Here is a 23,019-nt window from a genome sequence, read left to right on the forward strand (position 1 = left end):
TCAATATTAATTAATAATCCCAGAAAGTCAAGTCGCCAAAAATCAATCTTCCCAATCATCTGTCCTAAAAGGAGAAGCTGGAAGGCCTTCTTTATTGAAAAGACTCGCTTCCGAGCCATCCGTAAAGGCGTATCTAACAGCCACAGGCTCATAGACCTCTTTACTATAAACAATAACAGTATTATCTTTAATATAAGCTTCAGCATCCACAAATACCCTATCTTCTCCTGCAATTTTAAATCCTTTAAGTTTCTCCTCTTTTGAAACCAAGCCGCTACCAATATAATCAAAGTAAAGGATTATTTTACTCCCTTTTTTAACCATACTTTTAAAAATAGGGCCAGAACACACAACGTTTTCTCTCCCATAACTCTTGTTAAGAGCCCATAAAGCGAGCCTTTTCCCCACATCAACTTTGTTCGAAGGATGAATGTTATTCAAATCTCCTATATCCAGAGTTACAACCATTCCTGTATTCGGGACAGTTAACATACTAACCAATTGAGCTTCCCTAAGTTTAGCGGAAGTAGTGGAGTTTTCTCCTTCATACAAATAAGGGGCAATTTGAACAAAATAAAAAGGAAAAGCACCCTCTCCCCAACTTTCTCTCCATCCTTCTATTAAGGCAGGGAAAAGTTCTTTATATTGTCTTTCTCTACCAACATTTGATTCTCCTTGATACCATATTACTCCTTTAATCCCATATGGAATCAAAGGATTAACCATCGCATTAAACAAAACTGTAGGAGTATTTTGTGTAATTCCTTTAAACTTAGGTCTGTTTTTATAAAAGTCGTTTTTCTTTACCCCAAACACGTAAAAATTTCCCTCTCTATACTCGGCAACAGGCAGATACTTCCACTCTCCAGAAAGCTTAATAAAGTTTTCTTCTTCATCAATAGGATAAATCTTCATCTGCGACTCTTTTCCATAAAGACCTCCGCCTCCTTGAAGATCTATAACTCTCACGGCAATCAAATTCTCCCCTCTTTTAACAATTTCTTTAGGAATTTTATATTTCCGTTCAACCGTCCAAAAACCCATACCTTCATAACCTCCAACCTTTTCCCCATTAAAATAGGTTATATCTATATCATCAATCGGTCCAAGCTCCAAAATTAAATCCTTATTCATCCACTCAGTAGGCAATTTGACTTTCTTTCTAAACCAAACAACCCCATCAAAAACTCCCAATTCACTATTCTCCCACTGTGTTGGAAGAGACATCCTTCTCCAATAAGAATCTTTAAACTCTGGAAGGTGACAATTCTTATCATCAAAAGATACATTCTTTCCTGCTTTCTCCTCTTCTTTTTCTGGAGTAATTACAGGATGAGAATTAAGCCATTTTACATATTCTTCTTCAAGAGAAGAAAGCTTATCAAAGTTTTCTATAAAATCTGAAAACCCTTCAACTTTTTTAATATAAGAGAATGGAGTCCAAGCCTCTGCTTGAGTCCCACCCCAGCTTGTATGAATTAACCCTATGGGAGCCCCAAGTTCTTTATGAAGTTCTCTTCCAAAAAAATATGCCACCGCACTAAAATTTTTCGCTCGCTCCGGAGAACATTCTTCCCAAAAACCCTTACAATTTTCTCTTGGCTTAAGAGAAATTCCTTTTGAAACAGTAAAGAGGCGAATCTCAGGATAATTGGCATTCTTTATTTCTTCTTCGGAATTCTTTATAGTATCTCGTGGAGGCCAACCCATAAGGGGCATCTCCATATTAGACTGTCCAGAACAAACCCAAACTTCTCCTATAAGAACATTTTGAAATACAATTTCTCTATTTTCCCCCTTTATTTTTACTTCGTAAGGTCCCCCTCGTTTAGGAGTCCTAAGTTTTATCATCCATTTCCCAGTAGAATCAGCTTCCCCAATTGCCTTTTCCCCCCAACTTGAAATAACTTCTACAATCTCAAAAGGTTTTGCTTTCCCCCAGATTGGAACTTCCATTTCTTGTTGAAGAACCATATTATCTCCAAAAATCGAAGGTATCTCAAGGGCCCTTAAGTTTAAAGTAAAGATTCCTATAAAAAATAAAAAGAAGAGAGATTGCTTCATAAAATTCCTCCTTTATTTTTGGTTAATTTATATTATTTCTTCTTTAAAATCAAGAGATAAAATATATTATCCCCTTAGGTTAAAAGTTTCCTCTTGACTTAAGAAATTTCTTTGTTATTTTTTAAATAAGAGGAAATTTTGGAAGAGAAAATAAAAAGAGTTTTAGAGAAAGAGATAAAACCGTATTTAAAAAGTCACGGTGGAGACGTGAAATTAATAAGCGTCTCTGAAGATGGAATAGTAAAATTGAAACTTATAGGAGCCTGTGGTGGATGCCCAATGGCAGAAATGACTTTAAGAGGATTTGTAGAAAGAGCTCTAAAAAGTAAAGTGCCTGAAATAAAAAAAGTTATATCTTAATTTTTATTTATACATCTTTTCCATATCTGGGAAAAAATTCGAGCAGAGTCACTTTTACCTTCTTTCTCGTAAATATCTGACAAAATTTTATATGGATCGCAATTGGTAGAATCAATCTTTAAAGCTTCCTTTAAAGCTGAAATTGCTTCTTGATATTTCTCCCCATAAAATTCCCCTAATCCAAGAAGAATGTAAGCATCAGCTCTTTTAGTTGAGTTAAGAGGCAAAGAAAGAATTCTCTCAGCTATATTTTTCAAACGAGTATAATCTTCTTTTTCCAAATAAGCATATCCGAGACTATAAAGCACTTCTGGATCATCTTCTCTAATAGAGAGCGCTTTCTCTAAAGCGTCTATACTAAGATTGTATTGCCCAAGCTTTAGGTAATTCCTCCCGAGTAACTTATTCACTTCAAAATTTTCTGAATTAACAAATTTAGCTTTTTTAAGATGAAAAATGGCTTTTTCATTCTCTCCCTTATCTGTATAGATCTCTCCTAAGGCAAGATGGGCTTCAAAATTTAGAGAATCCCATTCAAAAATTGTAGAAATACAATTAACTGCTTCTTCCTCTTTCCCCTCTCTAATTAATGCTTTCCCTTTAAGAAGATAAGCTTGAATTTTTTGATAAGAAAGAAGTTCAAGTTCTTCCAATTTTTCTAACATTTCCAAAACTTTCTCATTCTCCCCATCCAAAAAGAAAGACTCCGCCCCATTATAGAAAACCGAAAAACCATAACCTGAGATTCCTAACAGTTCTTCATAATATTTTATACCTTCTTCTGTTGAATCCTTATTAATATCAAAAGCTTTCTTTAAGTATTCCGCAGAATTTTTATAATCTTTTTTCATATAATAAGGGACAGATAGAGAAACATAAGCTTGGGGATTCTCAGGCTCTATTTCTATCCAATTCTTAAATTGGACAATCGCCTTTTCATATTGTTCACTTTTAATAAAAAGATCCCCTCTTAACTTACATTCCTTTTCACAACCCCAAAAAAGAAAAAGTATTACTATATTAAATATTCTTTTAATTTTTCCTCCTTCATTATAGTTGGATATATTAAGTTAAATTTCTCAACTGTCAAGTTAGAGACTTGAAAAAAATAAACTATTTGTTATAATCCATTTATGCGACCTTCCAGAGTTGAAATAAACTTAAGAAATTTGGAAAATAATATAAGGATAGCGAAAGAGAAATTAGGGAATCAAAAAAAACTTCTTGCTGTTGTAAAAGCAGATGCGTATGGACATGGAGCAATTGCTATCTCCTCCAGAGCTATTGCCATGGGGGTGGATTTTCTTGGGGTAGGAATAGTAGAAGAAGGTATTGAGTTAAGAAATGCAGGGATACAAGCAAATATTGTAATTTTATCCCAAGAATTAAAAGAAAGAGCAGAAGAAATTCTACTTTTTAACCTTATACCAACTGTTTGCTCGAGAGATTTCTTAGAAAGCCTTGAAAAAGAAGGAGAGAGACAAAAAAAAGAAGTCCCAATATTCCTTAAGGTAGACACAGGAATGGGAAGATTTGGAGTTTCTCCTGATGAATTTATATATTTTATAAAACTTATCAAAAATTTTAAATTTGTAAAACTTATAGGTGCATTCTCACATTTCCCAAGTGCTGATTCGGATGAAATTTTTACAAGAGAGCAACTCAAAAATTTTAAAGAATTAATAAGGGTTGCCTCTAATCTTGGAATAGAAATTCCAATAAAAAGCATTGCAAATTCTGCGGCTTTTCTACTTTATAAAGACTCTTTATTCAATATGGTAAGACTCGGCCTTTTATTATACGGAATTTCACCTATTGAGGATTTCCCCCTACTGGATTATAAACCTGTAATGAGTGTAAAAAGTAAGATTTCTTTTATCAAAACTATTCCTCCAGGGCATTCTGTAAGTTATGGTAGAACATTTATAGCCCAAAAACCCACAACAGTCGCTACAGTTCCTATTGGGTATGCGGATGGCTATGACAGATCTCTTTCAAATAAGGGCTGGATGATAGTTAAAGGGGAAAAAGCTCCAGTTATTGGAAATGTTACAATGGACACAACAATGATAGATATCTCTCACATTGAAGGAGTAAAGATTGGAGATGAAGTAATAGTCATGAATGAGAAAATAACTGCTTGGGATATTGCTAAGGCTAGTGGAACAATCCCTTACGAAATCATTTCAAGGATGGGGAAAAGACTTCCAAGATTATATGTCTAAATTTTATTAACCCTTAGATAAGCTTTCTAAAACCAAAGTCCTTATCTTTTTAGAGTAATCCTTTGTCAAAGATTTAAGAATTTCTTCGGCTTTTACCCCTCCTATTTCAGCTACAGCTTTAGTAGCTTTATACCTTAGATCTTCTGGAAATTCCGGAATTCCAAACACCTTTTTTGCTCTTATTATTTGAGATAAAGCATCTATTGATTCACTATTACCTTTTATTGCAAGTATATCGCAAATAAGCTTCTTTATCTCTATTTCCCATTCCCTGGGAAAAGTGTTTAAAAGTAATCTTCTATTTAAAGCCTTTAACCCTTCTTCAGAAATAATTCCTTGAAGTGTAGAAAGAACGTATTGCTGAACCTCAGGATAAGCCGAATCTAAAAAAGGTAATAAATAAGATTCTGCATCTTCTTTCAAAATATGCTTTAGTACTCTCACAATCTCTATTTGAACTTTTGGGTGGTCATCTTTTAGTGCATATATTTCATCTAAAACTTCTCTTCCTCCAATACTACCTATAATTAAAACGGCATTCCTTCTTACATACCATCTCGGGTCATGCAAGTATTTCCTTACAAAATCAACAGCAGGTTTACCAATACCTCTTATTATCTTTAAAAGTGAAAATCTAACTTCTTTATCCTCCGAGTCTTTAAGCAATTCCATTAAATAAGGGACAGAATCCACGCCAAACTCATTAACCTCTTTTAACACAATCTCTCTTAAATCTTTTTCCCATAAAAGAGAAAGCAAAACATTTATAGCTTCTTTAGAATTAAATTTCACAAGATATGGAACAATAACTTTCGCTTTCTCTACACTACTCACTTCTCCCGCAAAAAATGAAACAACATTATTTGATAAAAAAGAATACTCCATTGTTATACTTTTAATTCCTATTTCACTTAGAAGTTTTATATATTCCTCATAAATCTCTTTCTCTTCTTCCTTCCGCGAATACTCAATTAATTTCTCTACAATATTCCGGATAATAATTGTCTTTCCTCCTTTAAAAAACTGCTCTATAAGCTCCCTAATATTTCCTAAGGAGCTTAACTTAACTTCCTTAGATTCTGCTTCAAGATTTTTATAAATAGAATCAAGTAAAGCCTTCACATCTCCTAATTCCATACTCGTTTTCAATTTATCTTTAAGACGAGTATAAGCTGTTCTACTAACTCCTCCAATCGGCCTTATCTTTTCAGGAGGATGGGTCAACTTCTCCCAAAACTTAGAAAAAAGTTCGTCTTTAATTCCTTTTTTACCCACTTCCTTTCTTAAAATTTCTTTAATAAAATCTAACCTATCCGAAGAAAGAGAAGACAAAAAGCCTTCTAAGCCTTCCCTTTCTCCCTCTTCAACCAAGTGAATAAGAAGGGAAACAACACTTTCATCATCCATAATTGGCAATAAAATCTTTGCCATTGTAAGTTTTAAGGGACTATCACTTTTTATAATTCTAAAAAACACCTCTTTTCTAACACTTAAAGGAACCTCTTTCATAGCCTTTCTAATTTTCAAAGATTGAAGAAATAGTTTATCCTCTCCAAATTGTCTTACAAATTCTCTTATAAAATTCTCAAAACCTATATAAACCTTTTCCTTATCTTCCTCCTCTCCTTTTTTAATTAGAAAAACCGATTCAAAAAAATTTGCAATTTCCGAAGTTCCATAATCTTCTTCCTTTACCTCGGAAAAATTTTTTATGAAATCGGAAAGCTCACTTAAGGCACCCTCCTTTGCAGAAATTCTCTCTTCAGGACCTTTTCCCTTCTCAATTTTCTCTTTCACTCTTTTCTCAAGTTCTATTATATATTTCTCTTCCACATCCATTAATTTTAAATTTTCCTTTATTTGTGGCAAAATTCTATCCAACCTCTCTGGAGTAAGATTTATAAGTAAATCTTCTGCATCAGCCAATCCTAAGGCTTTAACTCTACTAACAAAAATCTCTACTATCTCCTCATCCGAAAAACTCATTATTATAGACTTTATTATTGAGGAAATCTGTTTAAGTTTAATTTTATCCTGAATTATAAATCTCTTTACCTCGGGAGGTATTGAGCTCATAACTTTCTCAAAAATAGCCTTTCGTGTTCCAATTCCTTTTTCACCAGGAAAAGAGGAAATCTTGTCGTATAAATTAACGAGACCCTTTGTAATTTTTTCTGCTTCTTCAATAGGAGAATCCTCCTTTTTTATTCCACAAATATTTTCAAAAAATTCCTTTAGATTAAATTCTTCTTCCTTAGAAATTGATTTCTCCTCTTTCCCTTCAACCATCCCCTCTAAACCAATCGGGACTTCCTCTCCTTTTGCCTTTATCCGAAATTCCACTGTATTGAAATAGATATTATCAACTTTCCTTTCTATTAAAAGAGTGTTTACATCATCATATAATCGGATATCTTTTGGAGGATGGGCTAAAATATCCAGAAATCCTCCCACATCCATCTCATTACAGCTCGTATCAAAAGTTAAGCTTTCAACATTTAATCGGGTTAACCTCTTTACAAATATTTCAATACTCGGGAAGCCTGAGATATCAACATTTAAATCTTCCATTATCACATTATCCCCTAAAAAGACAATCGAGATTTCATTTGTTTCTTCCGCGAAAGTATTAAGTAAATCTATGATCTTCCTTTCTTGTTCTTTTACAATAGGATGATCCCCAGGATAGGCAATTTTATAATTTACTCCAAGAGCAAGCTCTTTAAGAAAATTAATTAATTTTTCTTTTTCTATTTTCCTCCTCCAATAAATAAAATTATAACAATTTCTCATAATTTTTCAAGACACTTGAAAAATAGACATAAAAAGTTAAATTAAAAAATTATGAAATATCTTGTTTTTTTGGCAGATGGAATGGCTGATGAACCCATTCCTGAACTAGGAGGAAAAACACCCCTTGAGGTTGCAAATACACCTTCCTTAAATTTCCTTGCAAGAAATGGTGCTCAAGGAACTCTAATAACCATTCCCAATCCCTTTCCTACCTCAAGCGATGCAGCAAACTTATCTGTCTTGGGATATGACCTTGAAAAAGACTATTGTGGAAGAGGTCCTATTGAAGCTGCAAGCAGAGGGATCCAACTAAAAGAAGACGAAATAGCATTCCGATGTAATTTAATTACTATTAATGGAGATATCCTCGAAGATTATTCAGCTGGACAAATCACTCAGGATAGTGCAGAGGAGCTCATAGATTTATTAAACAAAGAATTAGGGAATGAAAAAATTAAATTTTATTCTGGGGTTAGTTATAGAAATCTCTTAATTCTTAAAGGAAAAGAATTCTCAGACAAGATTGGTTATTATAAACCTGATTCAAATCAAGGAAAGAAATGGAAAGAACTTTTACCATACCCAGGAACCGAAGAAGGAAAAGAAACTGCGGATTTACTAAGAGATTTGATTGAAAAAAGCATTAAGATTTTGAAAGAAGCTCCCACAAATTTAACTCTTATAAAAAACAGAAACAAACCTGCAAATTGTATTTGGCCTTGGAGTCCCGGGAGAAAACCGCACTTTGAACCTTTTGAAAAAAAATACCAAAAAAAGGGTGCTGTTATTTCAGCAGTAGACGTTATCCTTGGAATTGGGAAATTAACAAATATGGAAGTAATAAAACCAGAAGGGGCAACCGGATTTATAGACACAAATTATGAAAACAAAGTTAAAGCCACCCTTTCTGCTTTAGACCGAAACGATTTTGTCTATCTTCATTTTGAAGCAATTGACGAATGTTCCCATATGGGAGACCTTAATCTAAAGATAAAAACCATAGAAGAGTTTGATAAAAGATTGGTAAAACCAATTATTGAAAAAATTAATAAAAATGTTACAGTTGCAGTTCTCTCAGATCATCCAGTTCCAGTAAAACTAAAAAAACATACAAGAACACCAGTTCCATTTCTCATATCTGGAGAAACTGTTCCAAAGGACGGAAACACAAAATTTACAGAGAGAACAGCTTTAAAAGGGAAATTTGGGCGTTTGGAAAAATACACATTCTTAAAAACGCTCTTCAAATATTAAGACCTTCTTTCGAAAAAGAACAAGCTCTTCCTTTCCCTTTAGTAAGAATATACAATTCTTTATACCCAATAGAGTTAAGAATAGAAGCTGCTTCTTTAAATTTAGCAGTAATCTGTTCGGGACTATGAGCATCAGAGCACAAAGTTATAGAAATTCCCCTTCTATAACACTCTTCAAGAATCCATAAACTTGGATATAGGGAATCTGTCTTTCCTCTTGCAATTCCTCCTGTATTTACCTCTAATATTAAATTTTTATTTGCAATTATCTCTAAGGTCTCGAAAACAGCTTTTCTATACCAATCTTCTTTCTCAGAAAAGTATTTCTCACCTTTATTATTCATCTTTATCAAATCAAGATGTCCAACTATATCTAACTTCTCCTTTTGGGCCATTCTCTTTATTAGTTCATAATAATCCTCCACCGCCCTTCTTATATCACCCTTATAAATTTCGGTTATTCCTCTTTCAAACTCCTCTTCCGTCTCATCAATTACCCAGGCTTTATCTCTGCTAAAGAAGTTTACAAAATGAACAGAACCAATTACAAAATCTAAAACGGATAAATTAATCTCTTTATAAAAAGAATCATACCTTGGGAGAAAATCAACCTCAAGTCCTAGCAATATCTCAATTTTATCCTTGTATTTTTCCGAAAGCTTTTTAATTACTCCGCAGTAATTCTTATAATTTTCTCTTTTTAAAGTCCAACCTACATTAAAAGGAAGAAAATTATGGGAACTAAAGCCAAGGATACGAACATTCTGATTTAAAGCCTCTTTTACGTATTCCAGAGGAGAAACCTTCCCATCATCAAAATTAGAATGAGTATGAAAATTAGCCCAGCTCATTTACACCCCTACACTTTAAAATGGAAGAAAATAACATCTCCATCTTTAACTTCATAATCTTTACCTTCAAACCTCAACTTTCCATGATTTTTTATTTCCGCCTTCGATCCATATTTAAATAAATCCTCACAATGATATACCTCTGCTTTAATAAACCCTATCTGAAAATCACTATGAATAACCCCACTAGCCTCCGGAGCCTTTGTCCCTTCTCTAATCATCCAAGCACGAACTTCTTTACCATTTTCCGTAAAAAAGGTCCTAAGACCTAAAAGACGAGCGGCCTCTTTTACAAGTTTATTTAAAGCTGGTTCTTTAAGGCCAAAAAGCTCCATTAATTCTTTTCTTTCGAAGACATCTTCAATTAAAGCGAGCTCCCTTTCTACCTTTCCGCAAACCTCAATAACAGGAACATTCTCTCCTACATAATCCTTAACTCTCTTTGTAAATTCACTTCCAATTTTTATACTCTTTTCATCTATATTACAAACATAAATCACTTTTTTATTTGTAAGTAGATTTAATTCTTTTATATAATGTCTTTCTTCTTCTTTAAAATCCATTCTATTAACTGGAATCCCTTCTCTTAAACCATCTTCTATTTTCAAAAGCAAAGGCTCTGCCCACATAGCATTTTTCTGAATCAATTTATCTTGGCTTTTAAGCAACTTTTTGTTCTTCTGTATCCTATTTTCCACCGTATTAAGATCCGCAAGCATCAATTCCATATTGATTACATCTATATCACGTTCTGGATTAATATCTGGATAAGGATGAGAAACATCCGGATCTTGGAAACATCTAACCACATGTATTATAATACCAACTTCTCTTATATGACTTAGAAATTGATTTCCAAGACCTTCTCCCTTAGAGGCTCCCTCAACAAGTCCTGCTATATCAACAAACTCTATTGTGCCTGGAATCTTCTTCTCTATCTTAAGTATCTCAGCTATTCTTGACAACCTCTCATCAGGAATTTCCACAACACCTATATTAGGATCCACAGTAGAAAAAGGATAATTTTCTACTTTTACCAAAAGAGAAGTTAAAGCAGAAAATAGAGTAGATTTACCCACATTTGGGAGCCCAACAATTCCACAATTTAAGCTCATTTTAAAGAATTAAGAAATTCTTTTTAAATTCTCAATTAGTTTCTTATGCTTTTCCTTAAGCCTTTCTTGCTTCTCCTTAGTCTTTTTAACAACTTCTGGAGGTGCTTTTGTGAGAAAATCTTTTCTTAGGAGTTGTTCTTCTAACTCTTTGATTAATCCTTCAAGACTTTCAATTTCCTTTTTTAATCTCTCTCTTTCTCTTTCAAAATCAATTAACCCCACAAGAGGAATAAACACATCCATTCCCTTCAAATGGAAGAAAGCAGCATTCGAAATTTTTTCTCCTTTTTTAAGCTCTTTAATACCTCCAAGCTTTAAAATCCACTCTTCTTCCTCCTTAAGGAGATTAAAAAAATCCTCCTTACAGTCAACAACTACCTCTAATTCTAAATCTGGGGAAAGGTTAAGTTCACCTCTTAAATTTCTAATATTAAAAACGAATTCCCTTAGTAAATCCATTTCCCTTTCTAGATCTAAATCCCTATAATTCTCCCTATAAGTTGGCCACTCCGAATTAATTAAAAGAGAACTCGTATAAGGAAGCATCCCATAGATTTCTTCAGTTATATGGGGAATAAAAGGATGCATTAATTTAAGGTATTGTTCAAAAGCCCATAAAGCAACGGAAATTGCATTTTTTCTTTTTGTTTCGTCTTTTGAGTAAATTCGAGGCTTTATCATCTCAAGATACCAATCACAAAAATCATCCCAGAAACGCAAAGAAATTAATCTACTTGCCTCACTTATTTTAAAGGAATCAATCATTTCTTCCAACTCTCTAATAACTCCCATAACTTTTGATATAATCCATTTATCCATCTTAGTTAAGCTTATATTCTCTATCTCTCCTTTATCTCCCTCCTTACAATTTGCCATTAAAAATCTTGCAACATTCCACACTTTATTTAAAAAATTCCTCCCTTGAGCGATACTTTCTTCCTTATATATAACATCTTTACCCTCTGGAGTAATTCTCAAAATACCGATTCTTAAAGCATCTGCCCCATAAACAGCTATTAAATCAAGAGGGTCTGGAGAATTCCCTAAAGATTTAGAAAGCGGTCTCCTTTTTGAATCCCGAATCATCCCTGTGAAATAAACTTTCTTAAAAGGAACTTCTCCCATAAACTCAAGAGAAGCCATGATCATCCTTGCAACCCACAAAAAGATTATATCCCATCCTGTTACAAGAGTAGTGGAAGGGAAAAACACCTCTAATTCCTTCGTCTTTTCTGGCCACCCAAAAGGAGCAAAAGGCCAAAGCCAAGAAGAAAACCAGGTGTCAAGAACATCCTCTTCTTGAGAGATCTTCTTACTTCCACATTTTGAACATTCCGAGGGAGCTTCTCTACAAACCATAATTTCTTCGCAATCTCCACAATAATAAACTGGAATCCTGTGACCCCACCAAAGCTGTCTTGAAATAACCCAAGGACGAATATTACTAAGCCAATGATTGTATACTTTCTCCCATCTTGGAAGATAAAATTTCACCCTACCATCTTCCACAGCCTTCTTTGCCTTTTCTGCCATCTCCTCCATTCTTACAAACCATTGCTTTGAGATGTAAGGCTCCACAATTGTCTTGCATCTTGAACAATGTCCCACAGAATGTGTATAATTTTCGACCTTTTCTAAAAGTCCAAAAGAAGTTAGATCTTCTACAATCTTCTCCCGAGCCTCAAATCTACTCATCCCCTTATACTTTCCACCATTCTCATTAATAAATCCCTTTCTGTCAAGAATATTTATAGGTAAAAGATTATGTTCTCTACCAATCTCAAAGTCCACTGGATCATGGGCAGGTGTTATCTTAACAACTCCTGTTCCAAAATTCTTATCAACTCTTAAATCTGAAATTACAGGGATCTCCCTCTCCACCAAAGGAAGCACCACTACCTCTCCAATAAATTTTTCATATCTTTCATCAAGGGGGTTAACTGCAACACCTGTATCTCCAAGCATTGTTTCAGGTCTAGTTGTAGCGACTGTAAGTTTTCCGCCTTTTTTTAAAGGGTAATTAATATAATAAAGTTTCCCTTCAATTTCCTTATCTTCAACTTCTTCGTTAGAAATTACAGTCTCACAACGAGGACAATAATTTACTATATATTCATCTCTATAAATATAGCCTTTTTCAAACAACCTTATAAAAGCTTCCTCAACAGCCTTAGAGAAGCTTTCATCAAGGGTAAATGTTTCTCTACTCCAATCACAACCGAGCCCAAGAGACTTCATCTGAGAAACAATCCTACCATGATACTCCTCTTTCCACTTCCATACCTCTTCCACAAATTTTTCTCTTCCAAGATCAAATCTTGAAAGCCCCTTTTGAGCAAGCCTTCTCTCAACAACATTTTGTGTAGCAATTCCAGCATGGTCGGTCCCAGGGAGCCATAATACCTCAAAACCTCGCATTTTATAAATTCTGATAAAGACATCTTGAATTGTCATATTTAATACGTGCCCAAGATGTAAAATACCGGTAACATTAGGAGGAGGCAATAGAATTATATAAAGAGGTTTATCTGTATTAACATCTGCAATAAAAATTTTTTCTTCCTCCCATCTCTTTTGCCATTTACTTTCTACAATCTTTGGATCATACTTTTTAGAAAGTATCATCTTCTACCCCCTTTTTACCGGTATAATCTCATAAAGAACTCTCTCTTCCATTGTCTTTGTATCATAAAAAGGTCGCTCTTTTCTAATACCAATTGATGCCTCGGGCACCTCCACCTTTCCCACATTTCCTTTCTCATCGAGAAGATAATCAATCCTCTTTAAAGCAACTTTATAAGCATCAATAAAATAACCTCCAGGGATTCCTTTCATCCAACGGATAATTTCCTCTCTCAATTGTTCAGTAGGTAAAGAATAATCATCTCCTATTCTCTCTCCCTCTTCAAGAGGTTTGAAAGATTCTACTTGGAGTAAAAAGTTACACATTGTAGAAGTTTCCACAAGGATTACCGAGCGATCTGGATGATGAACCGTAGAATAAATATGAGCCCTTCGAACAAGATTTCCAGTAAGATCAAGTTGCCCCAGTATATTTACACCCAAAAAAACCTCTTCGTTTGGTTTGCCAGAAGCAATCCCAATACCAATTTGGAATATTTTCCTATATTCTGGTGGGAGTTTCTCATAAGTTATTCCTCCAAAATCCAATTTTTTTTCTTCAAATTCTCTAAACCACTCTTTGTATCTTTTCAAATTTTTTCTAACAAAACCCTCAGAATATTCAAGCATTCTACTAGCACATCTTATAGCTCTAACTGCAGCATCTGGAGAAGCTTTGAGCTCAAGTTTGGAAGAATCTAAGCCCTTTTTCTCACTTTTTGAACTTGAAATCTGTCTAAAATATAAATCTCTGCTTTCTTCCGAGAATAAAACAATTCCTCCATCTCCAGTATCTTTTACAAAAAAACCTCCCGTTTCTTCTACCGCCTTAGATAGCTCCAACTGAAATTCATTTCTAATCCTATCTTCCATTTCTGCATTCATTAATTTCTCCCCCATTATAGAAGACCCCCTAATATCATATACCATTACTGAAACCACCTCAAGATAATCTCTAATTAATCTCTCTTTCTCAGAAGGAACTCTCTCTATCTCTGGAATAAAATAAACATTAAAAGGGTCTTCCTTTCTTGCAAGAAGTCCTACCCATCTTGCCTCTTCTAAGGAATCATTTTCCGACTCAGGGAAAATCTTTATCACTTCTTCAAAAATAAGTTCTAAAATGGTTGGGATGAATAACTCATCATAATTTTTAACAAACCAATCTATAATCCCTTCATAATTTGGTTTTCTCCCCAAAAAACCTTGAGATAAAAAAGAAGAAGGAACTTTATCTAACTTATTTACAAGTAAAGACACTGAAGTATTAATATTATCCTGAACTTTCTTTGTAAGGCTATAATCAAAATATCTAAGAATTGGAGGAAGTTTTATTTCTTCAGCTTGAGAAAGCTCCATCATTTTAAACAATTGATTCTTAAAAACCCTAACTTTTGACTCCCCAGCTTTTATATATTTCGCAATCTCTTCAATCTCATCGTAAATCTCTACATCACTTAAACTATCAATTTTACCCAAAAGTGCTACAATCCTATTTTTCGCCTCTCCCTTAACCAAAGCCTGAGTATTCTTTATCTTCTCTTTTAGCTCTTCACAGTCAAATCTTGGAACTTCAAGCTTTGGTTGAGTTATAAAATAATCAGCAAAAATCCTAAGGACATTAGAGAAGAAATCGCCATCTTCTATAAATTCAGAAAAGTGATCTAAATTGACCTCATTTAAAGAAACCGGGATTGGTAGAACATCTTCCAAAACATCTAAAATCCTTTTCCCAATTTTAACTTTATTAAGTTCCCTTTTTGTGAAAAACCTTAAAGAAAGATTCACTTTTTTATAAAATAAACTTGGAGTTCCTAGTGGAATTTGTTTTTTTAACCATCTTTTTAAGGCCAATTCTATCAAAACTGGAGGAATTCCAGCTTTTACCCCATCTTCAAAAATCTTACCTAAAGTTTGAGTAAACTCATTTAACTGACTTGTCAAATATTCCTTTTCACCTTCACTTAAAAAAGATTTCATTGTCTTTAATCCTTTTTGTAATTGCTTTTGATTCTCCTCGGAAAAAACGAGATAAATTAAGAATTCTTTATCCATTAAAAATTTTATTTCTGAAGGATCAAATACCTTGAGTAGTAATCCTTTTAGAAAATCCAGGTATAATTTCCTACCGAATTTGCTTTTAAGGATTTCGGCGAATTTTGATTCTTCTTCTATTTTTCTCTCTAAGGAAGATTTCTCTTCATCAATCACTTTTAGACAAACTCTACTAAGCTCTCAGGGGCCCCATCTCCTCTCCGAGTTAAAGAAAGATCGGTAATACGAATATATCCACCCTTTTTATCTTTATACTGAGGAACTATTGTTTCAAAAAGTTTATAATAAGCTTGTCTCGAACCAAGAGTGCTTTTAAGTTTTCTTTTCACATTAAGGTCTGCCTTAAGAGCTCTTGCTATTTCTTTTTCAGCATACCTTTTTAAAGCCACAGCTTTAGCTCTTGTAGTCCTTATTGACTCATTTAATATAAGAGCACAAAAGAGGTTATTTAGAGTTGCCTCTCTATGGGCTTTAGTTCTACCTAATTTTTTAATCTTTTTCCCGTGTCTCATTTCACTTCTCCAAAGCTTTTAAGTCCATATTTAAAGTAAGATTAAATTGGGCTAATTTATCTTTTACTTCTTTCAATGAAACTTTCCCAAAATTAGGAAACTTTAGAAGGTCTTCTTCTGAATACTTAACAAGGTCTCTTATTTTAGTAATATTTTTGCTTTTCAAAACGTTGCTCACTCTATTTCCTACATCTAATTCTTCTATTGATAAATCTAAAATCCTCCTCTTTTCTTCTTTTTCAAGAGAGAGTTCTTCCGCTTCAAACATTTCCTCTTTTCCTATAAACAAGTTAATGTGATCTCTTATAATCTTTGCTGCAAGAGACAATGCTTCATCCGGATAAATAGAACCATCTGTCCACACTTCCATAACTAGCTCTTCAAAGTCTGTTCTTTGCCCCACTCTAACATTATTAACCTCATACTTAACCCTTCTTACCGGAGAAAAATTGGTATCTAAGTAAATCGTTCCTTCTCCCATCTTAGAATCCTTAAAATATTCTCTGGGTTTAAACCCTTTATCAACATCCACTCTCAAAGTAGCTTTTATCTCTCCTCCCTCTTCTAAAGTAGCAATATGTTGGTCTGGGGTACTTATTTCTAAACCTGGGGTTAACTTTATAGAAGAAGCTTTCACTTCCCCTGGACCTTTTTCTTCAAGAATAACATATTGAGGAATCTCTTGGCTATTACATCTAAATCTCACCTTCTTAAGATTCAACACAATCTGAGAAACATCCTCCTTAACATTCTCTATTGTTGAAAACTCATGCATTACTCCTTCTATCTTCACAGCTGTAATCGCAGCGCCTTGAATTGAAGAAATCAACATTCTTCTTAAAGCATGGCCAATAGTAACTCCATATCCCCTTTCAAGAGGAGATAAAGAAAACTTTCCATAACTTTCATTTTTTCGAAGAACATTTATTCCTTCTGGCATAACCAATGATCTAATCTTCAATTTTTACCTCCCTTACCAACTTACTTAGAATACAACTCAACAATTAAATTCTCCTTAATAGGATACTCAATATCTGCTCTTGTAGGTTCTCCTACCACCTTCCCTTCCATCTTTTCTCTATCAAGAGATAACCACTCCTTAACTTCCACCTCATGAGCCAAAGCAGTGGTAAATAAAGACAAATTCTTACTTTTCTCATCAATTGAAATAACATCACCTACAGAAACCTCATAAGAAGGAATATCTACCTTCTTACCATTTACTCTTATATGTCTATGGCGAATAACCTGTCTTGCCTGATTTCTCGAAGTGGTAAAACCCAAACGATATACGACATTATCCAACCTTTTTTCTAAAAATTTTAAGAGTTCCTCTCCTGTTATTCCACCCTTCACCTTCAAAGCTCTTTCAAAAAGATTCCTAAATTGTTTCTCTCTTAATCCATAGATTGTTTTAACTCTTTGTTTTTCTCTAAGTTGTATTCCATAAGAAGACTCTCCACCAAACCATCTCTTTGGAGGTTCGCCAGGACTTTTTATATAATCCCCTTTAATAGGACATTTATCAGAGTAGCATCTATCTCCTTTCAAATATAATTTCATCGCAAGCCTTCTGCATCTTCTACACTTCGGTCCAGTATATCTACCCATTACACTCTCCTTTTCTTAGGCGGTCTGCAACCATTATGTGGAAGAGGAGTTACATCTTTAATAGCAGTAACATTCATACCAACAGCCTGAACAGTCCTAATAGCGGATTCCCTTCCCCTTCCAGGTCCGTTAACCCAAACTTCCGCATTTTTCATCCCAAGTTCAAGAGCTTTCTGAACAGCAGCCTCAGTCGCTTTTGTAGCAGCATATGGAGTTCCCTTACGAGTGCCCTTATATCCGATTGTGCCGGCAGAAGCCCACAGTAGAGTATTCCCATTTTTATCGGTCACAGTAACAATAGTGTTATTAAAAGTAGAATGTATATGGATAATCCCAGACTCAGGAGCTCTAAATTTCTTTTTTCCAGTACCTTTACTTCTTTTAGCCACTTTTTACCTCTTACTTTTTAATTTCTCTTTTCTTAAGGGCAATTGCGCCCTTCCTTGGTCCTTTCCTTGTTCTTGCATTAGTCCTTGTTCTCTGACCCCTTACAGGTAAGCCTTTCATATGTCTAATTCCTCTATAACATTTTATATCTTTTAAACGATTTATGTTCTGCCTTATTTCAGATTTTAATTCTCCTTCTATTTTATATTCATTTTCAATTATATGCCTTATCTTATCAATCTCTTCGTCTGTTAAATCTTTAACCCTTTTACCTTTATCCACATTCACTCTCTCAAGAATCTTCAAAGAGGTAGATCTTCCAATACCAAAAATGGCTGTAAGTCCAATAAAAACAGGTTTATTTAGAGGTAAATCAACCCCAGCTATTCTTGGCATTCAAACCTCCTAATTTTGTCGTTGCTTATGTTTTGGATTCTTACAAACCACATAAATCCTACCTTTACGTCTCACTATTTTACAATCTTTACACAATCTTTTAACGGATGCTCTAACTTTCATCTTTTCCTCCTAAGAATTTCTATAAACGACCCTACCTTTTGTAAGATCATATGGTGAAAGTTCTATATCCACAACATCCCCCACATCAATTTTTATATAATTCATTCTCATTTTACCCGACAAATAAGCAAGAACAACAGGTTCTCCTTCTACATCAAGCTTTACCCTGAATTTAAAATCTGGTAATTTCTCAATCACTTGTCCCTTAACCTTTATTACTTCCTTCTTAGCCAATTCTTAACCCTTCTCTGATCCTACCCGCAATATCAGAAAGTTCTCCCTCTGCAGCTACTTCTATCAAGATTTCTCGTTTCTTATAATAATCTTTTAAAGGTTTAAACTCTTTTTCAAAAATTGCAATTCTCTTCTTTATTGTCTCCTCTTTATCATCTTCTCTCTGAATCAAAGCTCCACCGCATCTATCACAAATATTATCTTTCTTGGGTGGATTATTTACAATATTAAAAATCGCTCCGCATTCTGAACAAACTCTTCTATTAGACAAGCGAGTAATAAGAGTCTCCATAGAAGCATAAAGATAAATTGCATAATCTAATTCCTCTCCTCTACTATCTAAAAAATTATCTAATAATTCAGCTTGGTTTCTATTCCGAGGATAACCATCCAAAAGCCAACCTTCTTTATTCTTACTATCAGAAAGCACCTTCTTGACAGTCTCAAACACAATATTGTCAGGGACAAGACTCCCTGAAACAATATACTTTCTAAGCTCGTCTCTTAAAGGAGAAGGGCTTTTCAAAATCTCTCTAAAAATATCCCCAGTAGAATAATGAGGAATACCTAGATCTTTTGCCAGAAGACTTGCATGAGTTCCTTTCCCAACACCTGGGGGGCCAAGGAAAACTATTCTCATCTCCTCCTCCCTCTAATTCTTCCAGTCTTCATAAAACCTTCATAATGTCTCATAAGAAGATGAGACTCAAGTTGACTTGCAGTATCAAGGGCAACCCCCACAACAATAATTATTGAAGTTCCTCCAAAATAAAAAGGGAAGTTCCATTTCACAGCAAAGAATATAGGGACAATAGCCACAAAAGCAAAGAATAAAGCTCCAGGGAGTGTTATTCTTGAAAGAACACGATCAATATGCTCAGCAGTGGCTCTACCTGGTCTTACTCCCGGGATAAACCCTCCATATTTTTTAAGATTTGAGGCAAGTTCTTGTGGGTTTATTACAATTGCAGTATAAACATAAGCAAAAACTACAATCAATAACACAAAAAGAAAATTATATAAGAACCCACTTGGCGAAAAGATATTAACAAGCCAATCAGCCCAAGCCTGACCCCTAAAGAAACCTGCGAAAGTTGGAAGAATCATTAAAGCTGATTGAGCAAATATTATAGGAATTACACCAGCAGTATTAACATTTAATGGAAGATGTGTCGCTTGTCCACCATATATTTTTCTCCCTTTCACTCTTTTAGCATACTGAACTGGTATTCTCCTCTGAGCTTGGGTAACAAGAACCACTGCAGCAATAATTAAAACAGCTACGACCGCAAAAATTATAGAAGCAATCAAACTTAATGTTCCAGCCTTTATACTACGCAATAATTGAATAACTTGTGCAGGTCCCCTTGCAAGAATACTAAACATAATGAGAAGCGAAACACCATTACCTATCCCATTTTCTGTAACAAGTTCTCCAAGCCACATTAAGAAAATAGTGCCAGCTGTCATCGTTATAACTATTGAAAATTTTACAAAAAAACTTGGGTTCGGTAAAACAGGCACCCCATTTACAGAAAGATTCTGCAAAAAAATCGCGAATGATATCGAATTAAAAGCAGCTATACCCACAGTGAGATACCTTATATGTTGCGTCATCTTCCTTCTACCTTCCTCGCCTTCCTGTGACAATCTCTGATAATATGGTATCGTCGCTCCTAAAATCTGTAAAATAATTGAAGCACTAATATAAGGCATAATGCCAAGAGCAAAAATAGTAGCCCTACTTAAATTCCCTCCAACAAATAGATCAAATAAACCCAAAACAGAACCACTCATTCTCTCAAAATACGCAGAAAGAACTCCAATGTTTACCCCAGGAGCTGGAATATGGCTACCAAGACGATAAATAGCTAAAAGAAGGATTGTATTTAATATCCTTCTTCTTATATCTCCAATTCTCCAGATATTTCTAAAAGCATCAAGAGCCATTTATAATTACCTTTCCTCCTAATTTTTCAATCTTTTCTTTTGCGGATTTAGAAATCATATTAGTATGAACAATTAACTTTTTATCTATCTCGCCCTTGCCAAGAATTTTAACTTTTTCTCTTTTCCCAACCAAACCTTCTTCTCTTAATTTATCAATCGTCACTTCATCTCCTTCTTTAAAAATCTTACTTAAAGTAACCAGATTAACAATTGCAATTTTCTCCTCTTCTCTTTTACTAAAACCCCTCTTAGGAATCCTCTTTGTAAGAGGTGTTTGCCCTCCTTCAAAACCCAACCTAGGGCCCCTACCACTTCTTGCATTCTGCCCTTTTATTCCTCTTGTTGAATAGGTTCCCATTCCGGAACCTGGTCCACGACCAACTCTTTTTCTCTTCTCTCTGCTTCCTCTTGGAGGTTTCAACCTGCTTAGCTCAATTCCCATTAATTTCCTCCACTTCTACAAGATGAGAAACTTTCTTAATCATTCCTCTTATGCTAGGAGTATCTTTATGAACAACCACATCGTTAATCTTTTTTAACCCAAGAGCTTTTAATGTGGCTTTTTGTCTCTTATTTGAACCTATCTTACTTCTAATTTGCTTAATTCGAAGCATCTTTTATCACCTCAATTCTCCTTCTACCTTTCAACATCTCCTCTATTGACTTTCCCCTAAGTTCTGCAAACTCTTCAGGAGTTCTCATCCTAAGCAAGGCGTTATAAACAGCAATTATGTTATTAAATGGATTATTTGAACCAAGGCATTTTGTAAGAACATCTTTATACCCTCCAAGTTCAAATATAGCCCTAAGTTTATCATTTGCAATAATACCTGTTCCAGGAGTTGCTGGCTTTATCAAAACTTTTGCCGATTTATACTTTGTGATTAAAGAATAAGGAATCGAAGTCCCAACAATAGGAACTCTTATTAATCTACCTCTTGCATCTTTAATCGCCTTTTGAATTGCCGCTGGAACTTCATCAGCCTTACCATGCCCATACCCAACAATACCCGCTCGGTTTCCTACTACAACCCATACGGAGTATCTGAATTTCTTCCCTCCTTTCACAACCTTCGAAACACGGTTAATGCTAATAACCTTCTCTTCAAATTCATACTCCCGAGGATCTATTTTCAACCGAGATTTTACAAACTCACTTAAAATTTTAAACCTCCTTCTCTCGCACCTTCAGCGAGACTTTTAACACAACCATGGTAAGCAAATCTACCTTTATCAAAAACCACCTTTTCTATATTTTCTTTCTTACATCTCTCAGCTAAAAAGATACCAATTTCTTTTGCCTTTTCTTTTAATGTCTTCCCTTTTAATTTCTCTCTTATTTCCTTATCCAAAGTGCTTGCCTGAACCAAAGTATGACCTTTAAAATCATCAATCACTTGAGCGTATATATGTTTGTTCGTCCTCACAACTGATAAACGAGGCCTCTCTGAAGTTCCAAAAATCTTACTTCTTACCCTCAACTTCCTCCTCTGTCTTCTTATTTTAGTCCTTTCAACCTCTCCCATTAGAGACCTCTCTTTCCTTCTTTCCGGATCACGTATTCACCTTCATATTTTATTCCCTTACCCGTGTAAACATTACAAGGACGCAAAGCTCTAATCTCAGCAGCTTGTTCTCCAACCAAAGCCTTATCAATTCCACTAACTATTATTTTATTCTCTTCAACCTTAAATTCAATCCCCTTTTTAGGAGAAACCTTTATTGTATGAGTAAAACCAAGATCAAGTTCCAAATCTTTTCCTTTCAGAATTGCCTTATATTCTCTTCCATTAACTTCAAGCGTTTTTGTAAAACCCTGAGTTACACCTATCACCATATTATTCAAAACAGACCGAGTTACACCCCAAAGAGGGCTTAACTCTTTTGGATCTCCTTTTGGAGACACCACAATCTTCCCATCACTAACCTCCACAGCTATTCCTTCAGGAATAATACTTTCTAACTCACCCTTCTTCCCTTTAACTATTACTTTTTTTCCCTCTATCTTAACTTCCACTCCTTCTGGTAAAACAATTGGTTTCTTCCCTATTCTTGACATTTTGCCTCCTTACCACACTTCCAAAAGAACCTCACCACCAACACCTAAAGCTCTTGCCCTAGCGTCACTTACCACACCTTTGGGAGTAGATAAAATCGCAACACCAAATCCTCTTTGAACAAGAGGAATTTCATCTTTACCAACATAAACCCTTCTTGAAGGCTTTGAGATTCTTTTAATCTCGTGAATTGGAGACTCATTTTTTATATATTTGAGAGTTAGTCTTATTACCCCTTGTTTTTTCTCATTTTCAATAATTTCAAAATTCCCAATATATCCTTCTTCTAAAAGAATTCTTGTTATTTCCTTAGCCATATTAGAAGAAGGCACTTCTACATGTCTATGTCTTGCCTTAACTGCATTTCTGATTCTTGTAATCATATCAGCAATAGGATCTGTTAACAAACTA

General features: G+C 34.5%; 25 protein-coding genes. 3 read left to right on the plus strand and 22 right to left on the minus strand.

Going from position 1 to position 23,019, the window contains the following annotated elements; translation table 11 throughout:
• Positions 1-42 precede the first annotated feature (42 nt).
• Complete coding sequence (locus ABIN61_05740; protein MEO0293706.1) at positions 43-2,064, minus strand: sialate O-acetylesterase; 2,022 nt, start codon at positions 2,062-2,064, stop codon at positions 43-45.
• Positions 2,065-2,202: 138 nt separating this feature from the next.
• Between ABIN61_05740 and ABIN61_05745 the strand changes: the two genes are divergently transcribed.
• Complete coding sequence (locus ABIN61_05745; GenBank protein ID MEO0293707.1) at positions 2,203-2,424, plus strand: NifU family protein; 222 nt, start codon at positions 2,203-2,205, stop codon at positions 2,422-2,424.
• On the opposite strand, the gene ABIN61_05750 is transcribed toward ABIN61_05745, so the two are convergent.
• Complete coding sequence (locus ABIN61_05750; GenBank protein ID MEO0293708.1) at positions 2,421-3,488, minus strand: tetratricopeptide repeat protein; 1,068 nt, start codon at positions 3,486-3,488, stop codon at positions 2,421-2,423. The genes ABIN61_05745 and ABIN61_05750 overlap by 4 nt on opposite strands.
• Positions 3,489-3,557: 69 nt before the next feature.
• Between ABIN61_05750 and alr the strand changes: the two genes are divergently transcribed.
• Positions 3,558-4,649 carry an alanine racemase gene (gene alr, locus ABIN61_05755; protein ID MEO0293709.1) on the plus strand — a complete coding sequence of 364 codons (1,092 nt, stop codon included), beginning with the start codon at positions 3,558-3,560 and terminating at the stop codon, positions 4,647-4,649.
• 6 nt (positions 4,650-4,655) lie between these two features.
• On the opposite strand, the gene ABIN61_05760 is transcribed toward alr, so the two are convergent.
• Positions 4,656-7,442 carry a HEAT repeat domain-containing protein gene (locus ABIN61_05760; GenBank protein MEO0293710.1) on the minus strand — a complete coding sequence of 929 codons (2,787 nt, stop codon included), beginning with the start codon at positions 7,440-7,442 and terminating at the stop codon, positions 4,656-4,658.
• A 51-nt stretch (positions 7,443-7,493) separates the two neighbouring features.
• On the opposite strand from ABIN61_05760, the gene ABIN61_05765 reads away from it, so the two are divergent.
• On the plus strand, positions 7,494-8,696 hold the full coding sequence (locus tag ABIN61_05765) for a cofactor-independent phosphoglycerate mutase (protein MEO0293711.1): 1,203 nt from the start codon (positions 7,494-7,496) through the stop codon (positions 8,694-8,696).
• Here ABIN61_05765 and ABIN61_05770 read toward each other — a convergent pair.
• From ABIN61_05770 to rpsH, 19 genes are read right to left on the minus strand one after another with little or no spacing between them, the layout of a single operon-like run.
• A complete protein-coding gene (locus ABIN61_05770; protein ID MEO0293712.1) occupies positions 8,686-9,546 on the minus strand; it encodes a histidinol-phosphatase in 861 nt (286 codons plus the stop codon). The two genes, ABIN61_05765 and ABIN61_05770, sit on opposite strands and share 11 nt — an antisense overlap.
• 8 nt (positions 9,547-9,554) lie before the next feature.
• Positions 9,555-10,661 (minus strand): redox-regulated ATPase YchF, encoded by a 1,107-nt coding sequence (gene ychF / locus ABIN61_05775; protein MEO0293713.1) that lies wholly within the window; start codon positions 10,659-10,661, stop codon positions 9,555-9,557.
• Between the two features lie 9 nt (positions 10,662-10,670).
• Positions 10,671-13,286, minus strand: a complete 2,616-nt coding sequence (locus tag ABIN61_05780; protein MEO0293714.1) for a valine--tRNA ligase — start codon at positions 13,284-13,286, stop codon at positions 10,671-10,673.
• 3 nt (positions 13,287-13,289) lie between these two features.
• Positions 13,290-15,494, minus strand: coding sequence for a hypothetical protein (locus tag ABIN61_05785; protein ID MEO0293715.1), 2,205 nt, complete (start codon positions 15,492-15,494; stop codon positions 13,290-13,292).
• Positions 15,495-15,496: 2 nt separating this feature from the next.
• The gene (gene rplQ / locus ABIN61_05790; GenBank protein MEO0293716.1) at positions 15,497-15,850 is read right to left on the minus strand and encodes a 50S ribosomal protein L17; all 354 of its coding nucleotides are present in this window, start codon (positions 15,848-15,850) and stop codon (positions 15,497-15,499) included.
• Between the two features lies 1 nt (position 15,851).
• Positions 15,852-16,811, minus strand: a complete 960-nt coding sequence (locus ABIN61_05795; GenBank protein MEO0293717.1) for a DNA-directed RNA polymerase subunit alpha — start codon at positions 16,809-16,811, stop codon at positions 15,852-15,854.
• 20 nt (positions 16,812-16,831) lie between these two features.
• Positions 16,832-17,461, minus strand: coding sequence for a 30S ribosomal protein S4 (rpsD, locus tag ABIN61_05800; GenBank protein ID MEO0293718.1), 630 nt, complete (start codon positions 17,459-17,461; stop codon positions 16,832-16,834).
• Complete coding sequence (gene rpsK / locus ABIN61_05805) at positions 17,461-17,850, minus strand: 30S ribosomal protein S11 (protein MEO0293719.1); 390 nt, start codon at positions 17,848-17,850, stop codon at positions 17,461-17,463. Before rpsK ends, rpsD begins: the two co-directional genes overlap by 1 nt.
• Positions 17,851-17,860: 10 nt before the next feature.
• Positions 17,861-18,244 carry a 30S ribosomal protein S13 gene (gene rpsM, locus ABIN61_05810; protein ID MEO0293720.1) on the minus strand — a complete coding sequence of 128 codons (384 nt, stop codon included), beginning with the start codon at positions 18,242-18,244 and terminating at the stop codon, positions 17,861-17,863.
• Between the two features lie 9 nt (positions 18,245-18,253).
• Complete coding sequence (rpmJ, locus tag ABIN61_05815) at positions 18,254-18,367, minus strand: 50S ribosomal protein L36 (protein ID MEO0293721.1); 114 nt, start codon at positions 18,365-18,367, stop codon at positions 18,254-18,256.
• A gap of 9 nt (positions 18,368-18,376) precedes the next feature.
• The gene (gene infA, locus ABIN61_05820) at positions 18,377-18,601 is read right to left on the minus strand and encodes a translation initiation factor IF-1 (protein MEO0293722.1); all 225 of its coding nucleotides are present in this window, start codon (positions 18,599-18,601) and stop codon (positions 18,377-18,379) included.
• The gene (locus ABIN61_05825) at positions 18,594-19,241 is read right to left on the minus strand and encodes a nucleoside monophosphate kinase (protein MEO0293723.1); all 648 of its coding nucleotides are present in this window, start codon (positions 19,239-19,241) and stop codon (positions 18,594-18,596) included. Before ABIN61_05825 ends, infA begins: the two co-directional genes overlap by 8 nt.
• On the minus strand, positions 19,238-20,551 hold the full coding sequence (gene secY, locus ABIN61_05830; GenBank protein ID MEO0293724.1) for a preprotein translocase subunit SecY: 1,314 nt from the start codon (positions 20,549-20,551) through the stop codon (positions 19,238-19,240). Before secY ends, ABIN61_05825 begins: the two co-directional genes overlap by 4 nt.
• Positions 20,541-20,987, minus strand: coding sequence for a 50S ribosomal protein L15 (gene rplO, locus ABIN61_05835; protein ID MEO0293725.1), 447 nt, complete (start codon positions 20,985-20,987; stop codon positions 20,541-20,543). Before rplO ends, secY begins: the two co-directional genes overlap by 11 nt.
• A complete protein-coding gene (gene rpmD / locus ABIN61_05840) occupies positions 20,983-21,165 on the minus strand; it encodes a 50S ribosomal protein L30 (protein MEO0293726.1) in 183 nt (60 codons plus the stop codon). The genes rplO and rpmD overlap by 5 nt, the downstream gene beginning before the upstream one ends.
• Positions 21,152-21,688 (minus strand): 30S ribosomal protein S5, encoded by a 537-nt coding sequence (gene rpsE / locus ABIN61_05845; protein ID MEO0293727.1) that lies wholly within the window; start codon positions 21,686-21,688, stop codon positions 21,152-21,154. The genes rpmD and rpsE overlap by 14 nt, the downstream gene beginning before the upstream one ends.
• A 20-nt stretch (positions 21,689-21,708) precedes the next feature.
• Positions 21,709-22,077, minus strand: coding sequence for a 50S ribosomal protein L18 (gene rplR / locus ABIN61_05850; protein ID MEO0293728.1), 369 nt, complete (start codon positions 22,075-22,077; stop codon positions 21,709-21,711).
• Positions 22,077-22,610: a 50S ribosomal protein L6 gene (rplF, locus tag ABIN61_05855; GenBank protein ID MEO0293729.1), complete on the minus strand. Its 534-nt coding sequence runs from the start codon at positions 22,608-22,610 to the stop codon at positions 22,077-22,079. The genes rplR and rplF overlap by 1 nt, the downstream gene beginning before the upstream one ends.
• Before the next feature lie 9 nt (positions 22,611-22,619).
• Positions 22,620-23,015, minus strand: a complete 396-nt coding sequence (gene rpsH, locus ABIN61_05860) for a 30S ribosomal protein S8 (protein MEO0293730.1) — start codon at positions 23,013-23,015, stop codon at positions 22,620-22,622.
• Positions 23,016-23,019 lie beyond the last annotated feature (4 nt).

It is taken from the genome of candidate division WOR-3 bacterium (assembly GCA_039804165.1).
Classification (GTDB): domain Bacteria; phylum Hydrothermota; class UBA3072; order UBA3072; family UBA3072; genus JAFGHJ01.

Bases quoted from the DNA above. Each gene is read 5' to 3' on its own strand.
- ABIN61_05740 (MEO0293706.1), bottom strand. From the start codon at position 2,064: ATGAAGCAATCTCTCTTCTTTTTATTTTTTATAGGAATCTTTACTTTA.
- alr (MEO0293709.1), top strand. From the start codon at position 3,558: ATGCGACCTTCCAGAGTTGAAATAAACTTAAGAAATTTGGAAAATAAT.
- ABIN61_05760 (MEO0293710.1), bottom strand. From the start codon at position 7,442: ATGAGAAATTGTTATAATTTTATTTATTGGAGGAGGAAAATAGAAAAA.
- ABIN61_05765 (MEO0293711.1), top strand. From the start codon at position 7,494: ATGAAATATCTTGTTTTTTTGGCAGATGGAATGGCTGATGAACCCATT.
- ABIN61_05770 (MEO0293712.1), bottom strand. From the start codon at position 9,546: ATGAGCTGGGCTAATTTTCATACTCATTCTAATTTTGATGATGGGAAG.
- ychF (MEO0293713.1), bottom strand. From the start codon at position 10,661: ATGAGCTTAAATTGTGGAATTGTTGGGCTCCCAAATGTGGGTAAATCT.
- ABIN61_05780 (MEO0293714.1), bottom strand. From the start codon at position 13,286: ATGATACTTTCTAAAAAGTATGATCCAAAGATTGTAGAAAGTAAATGG.
- rplQ (MEO0293716.1), bottom strand. From the start codon at position 15,850: ATGAGACACGGGAAAAAGATTAAAAAATTAGGTAGAACTAAAGCCCAT.
- rpsD (MEO0293718.1), bottom strand. From the start codon at position 17,461: ATGGGTAGATATACTGGACCGAAGTGTAGAAGATGCAGAAGGCTTGCG.
- rpsM (MEO0293720.1), bottom strand. From the start codon at position 18,244: ATGCCAAGAATAGCTGGGGTTGATTTACCTCTAAATAAACCTGTTTTT.
- rpmJ (MEO0293721.1), bottom strand. From the start codon at position 18,367: ATGAAAGTTAGAGCATCCGTTAAAAGATTGTGTAAAGATTGTAAAATA.
- ABIN61_05825 (MEO0293723.1), bottom strand. From the start codon at position 19,241: ATGAGAATAGTTTTCCTTGGCCCCCCAGGTGTTGGGAAAGGAACTCAT.
- secY (MEO0293724.1), bottom strand. From the start codon at position 20,551: ATGGCTCTTGATGCTTTTAGAAATATCTGGAGAATTGGAGATATAAGA.
- rpmD (MEO0293726.1), bottom strand. From the start codon at position 21,165: ATGCTTCGAATTAAGCAAATTAGAAGTAAGATAGGTTCAAATAAGAGA.
- rplR (MEO0293728.1), bottom strand. From the start codon at position 22,077: ATGGGAGAGGTTGAAAGGACTAAAATAAGAAGACAGAGGAGGAAGTTG.
- rplF (MEO0293729.1), bottom strand. From the start codon at position 22,610: ATGTCAAGAATAGGGAAGAAACCAATTGTTTTACCAGAAGGAGTGGAA.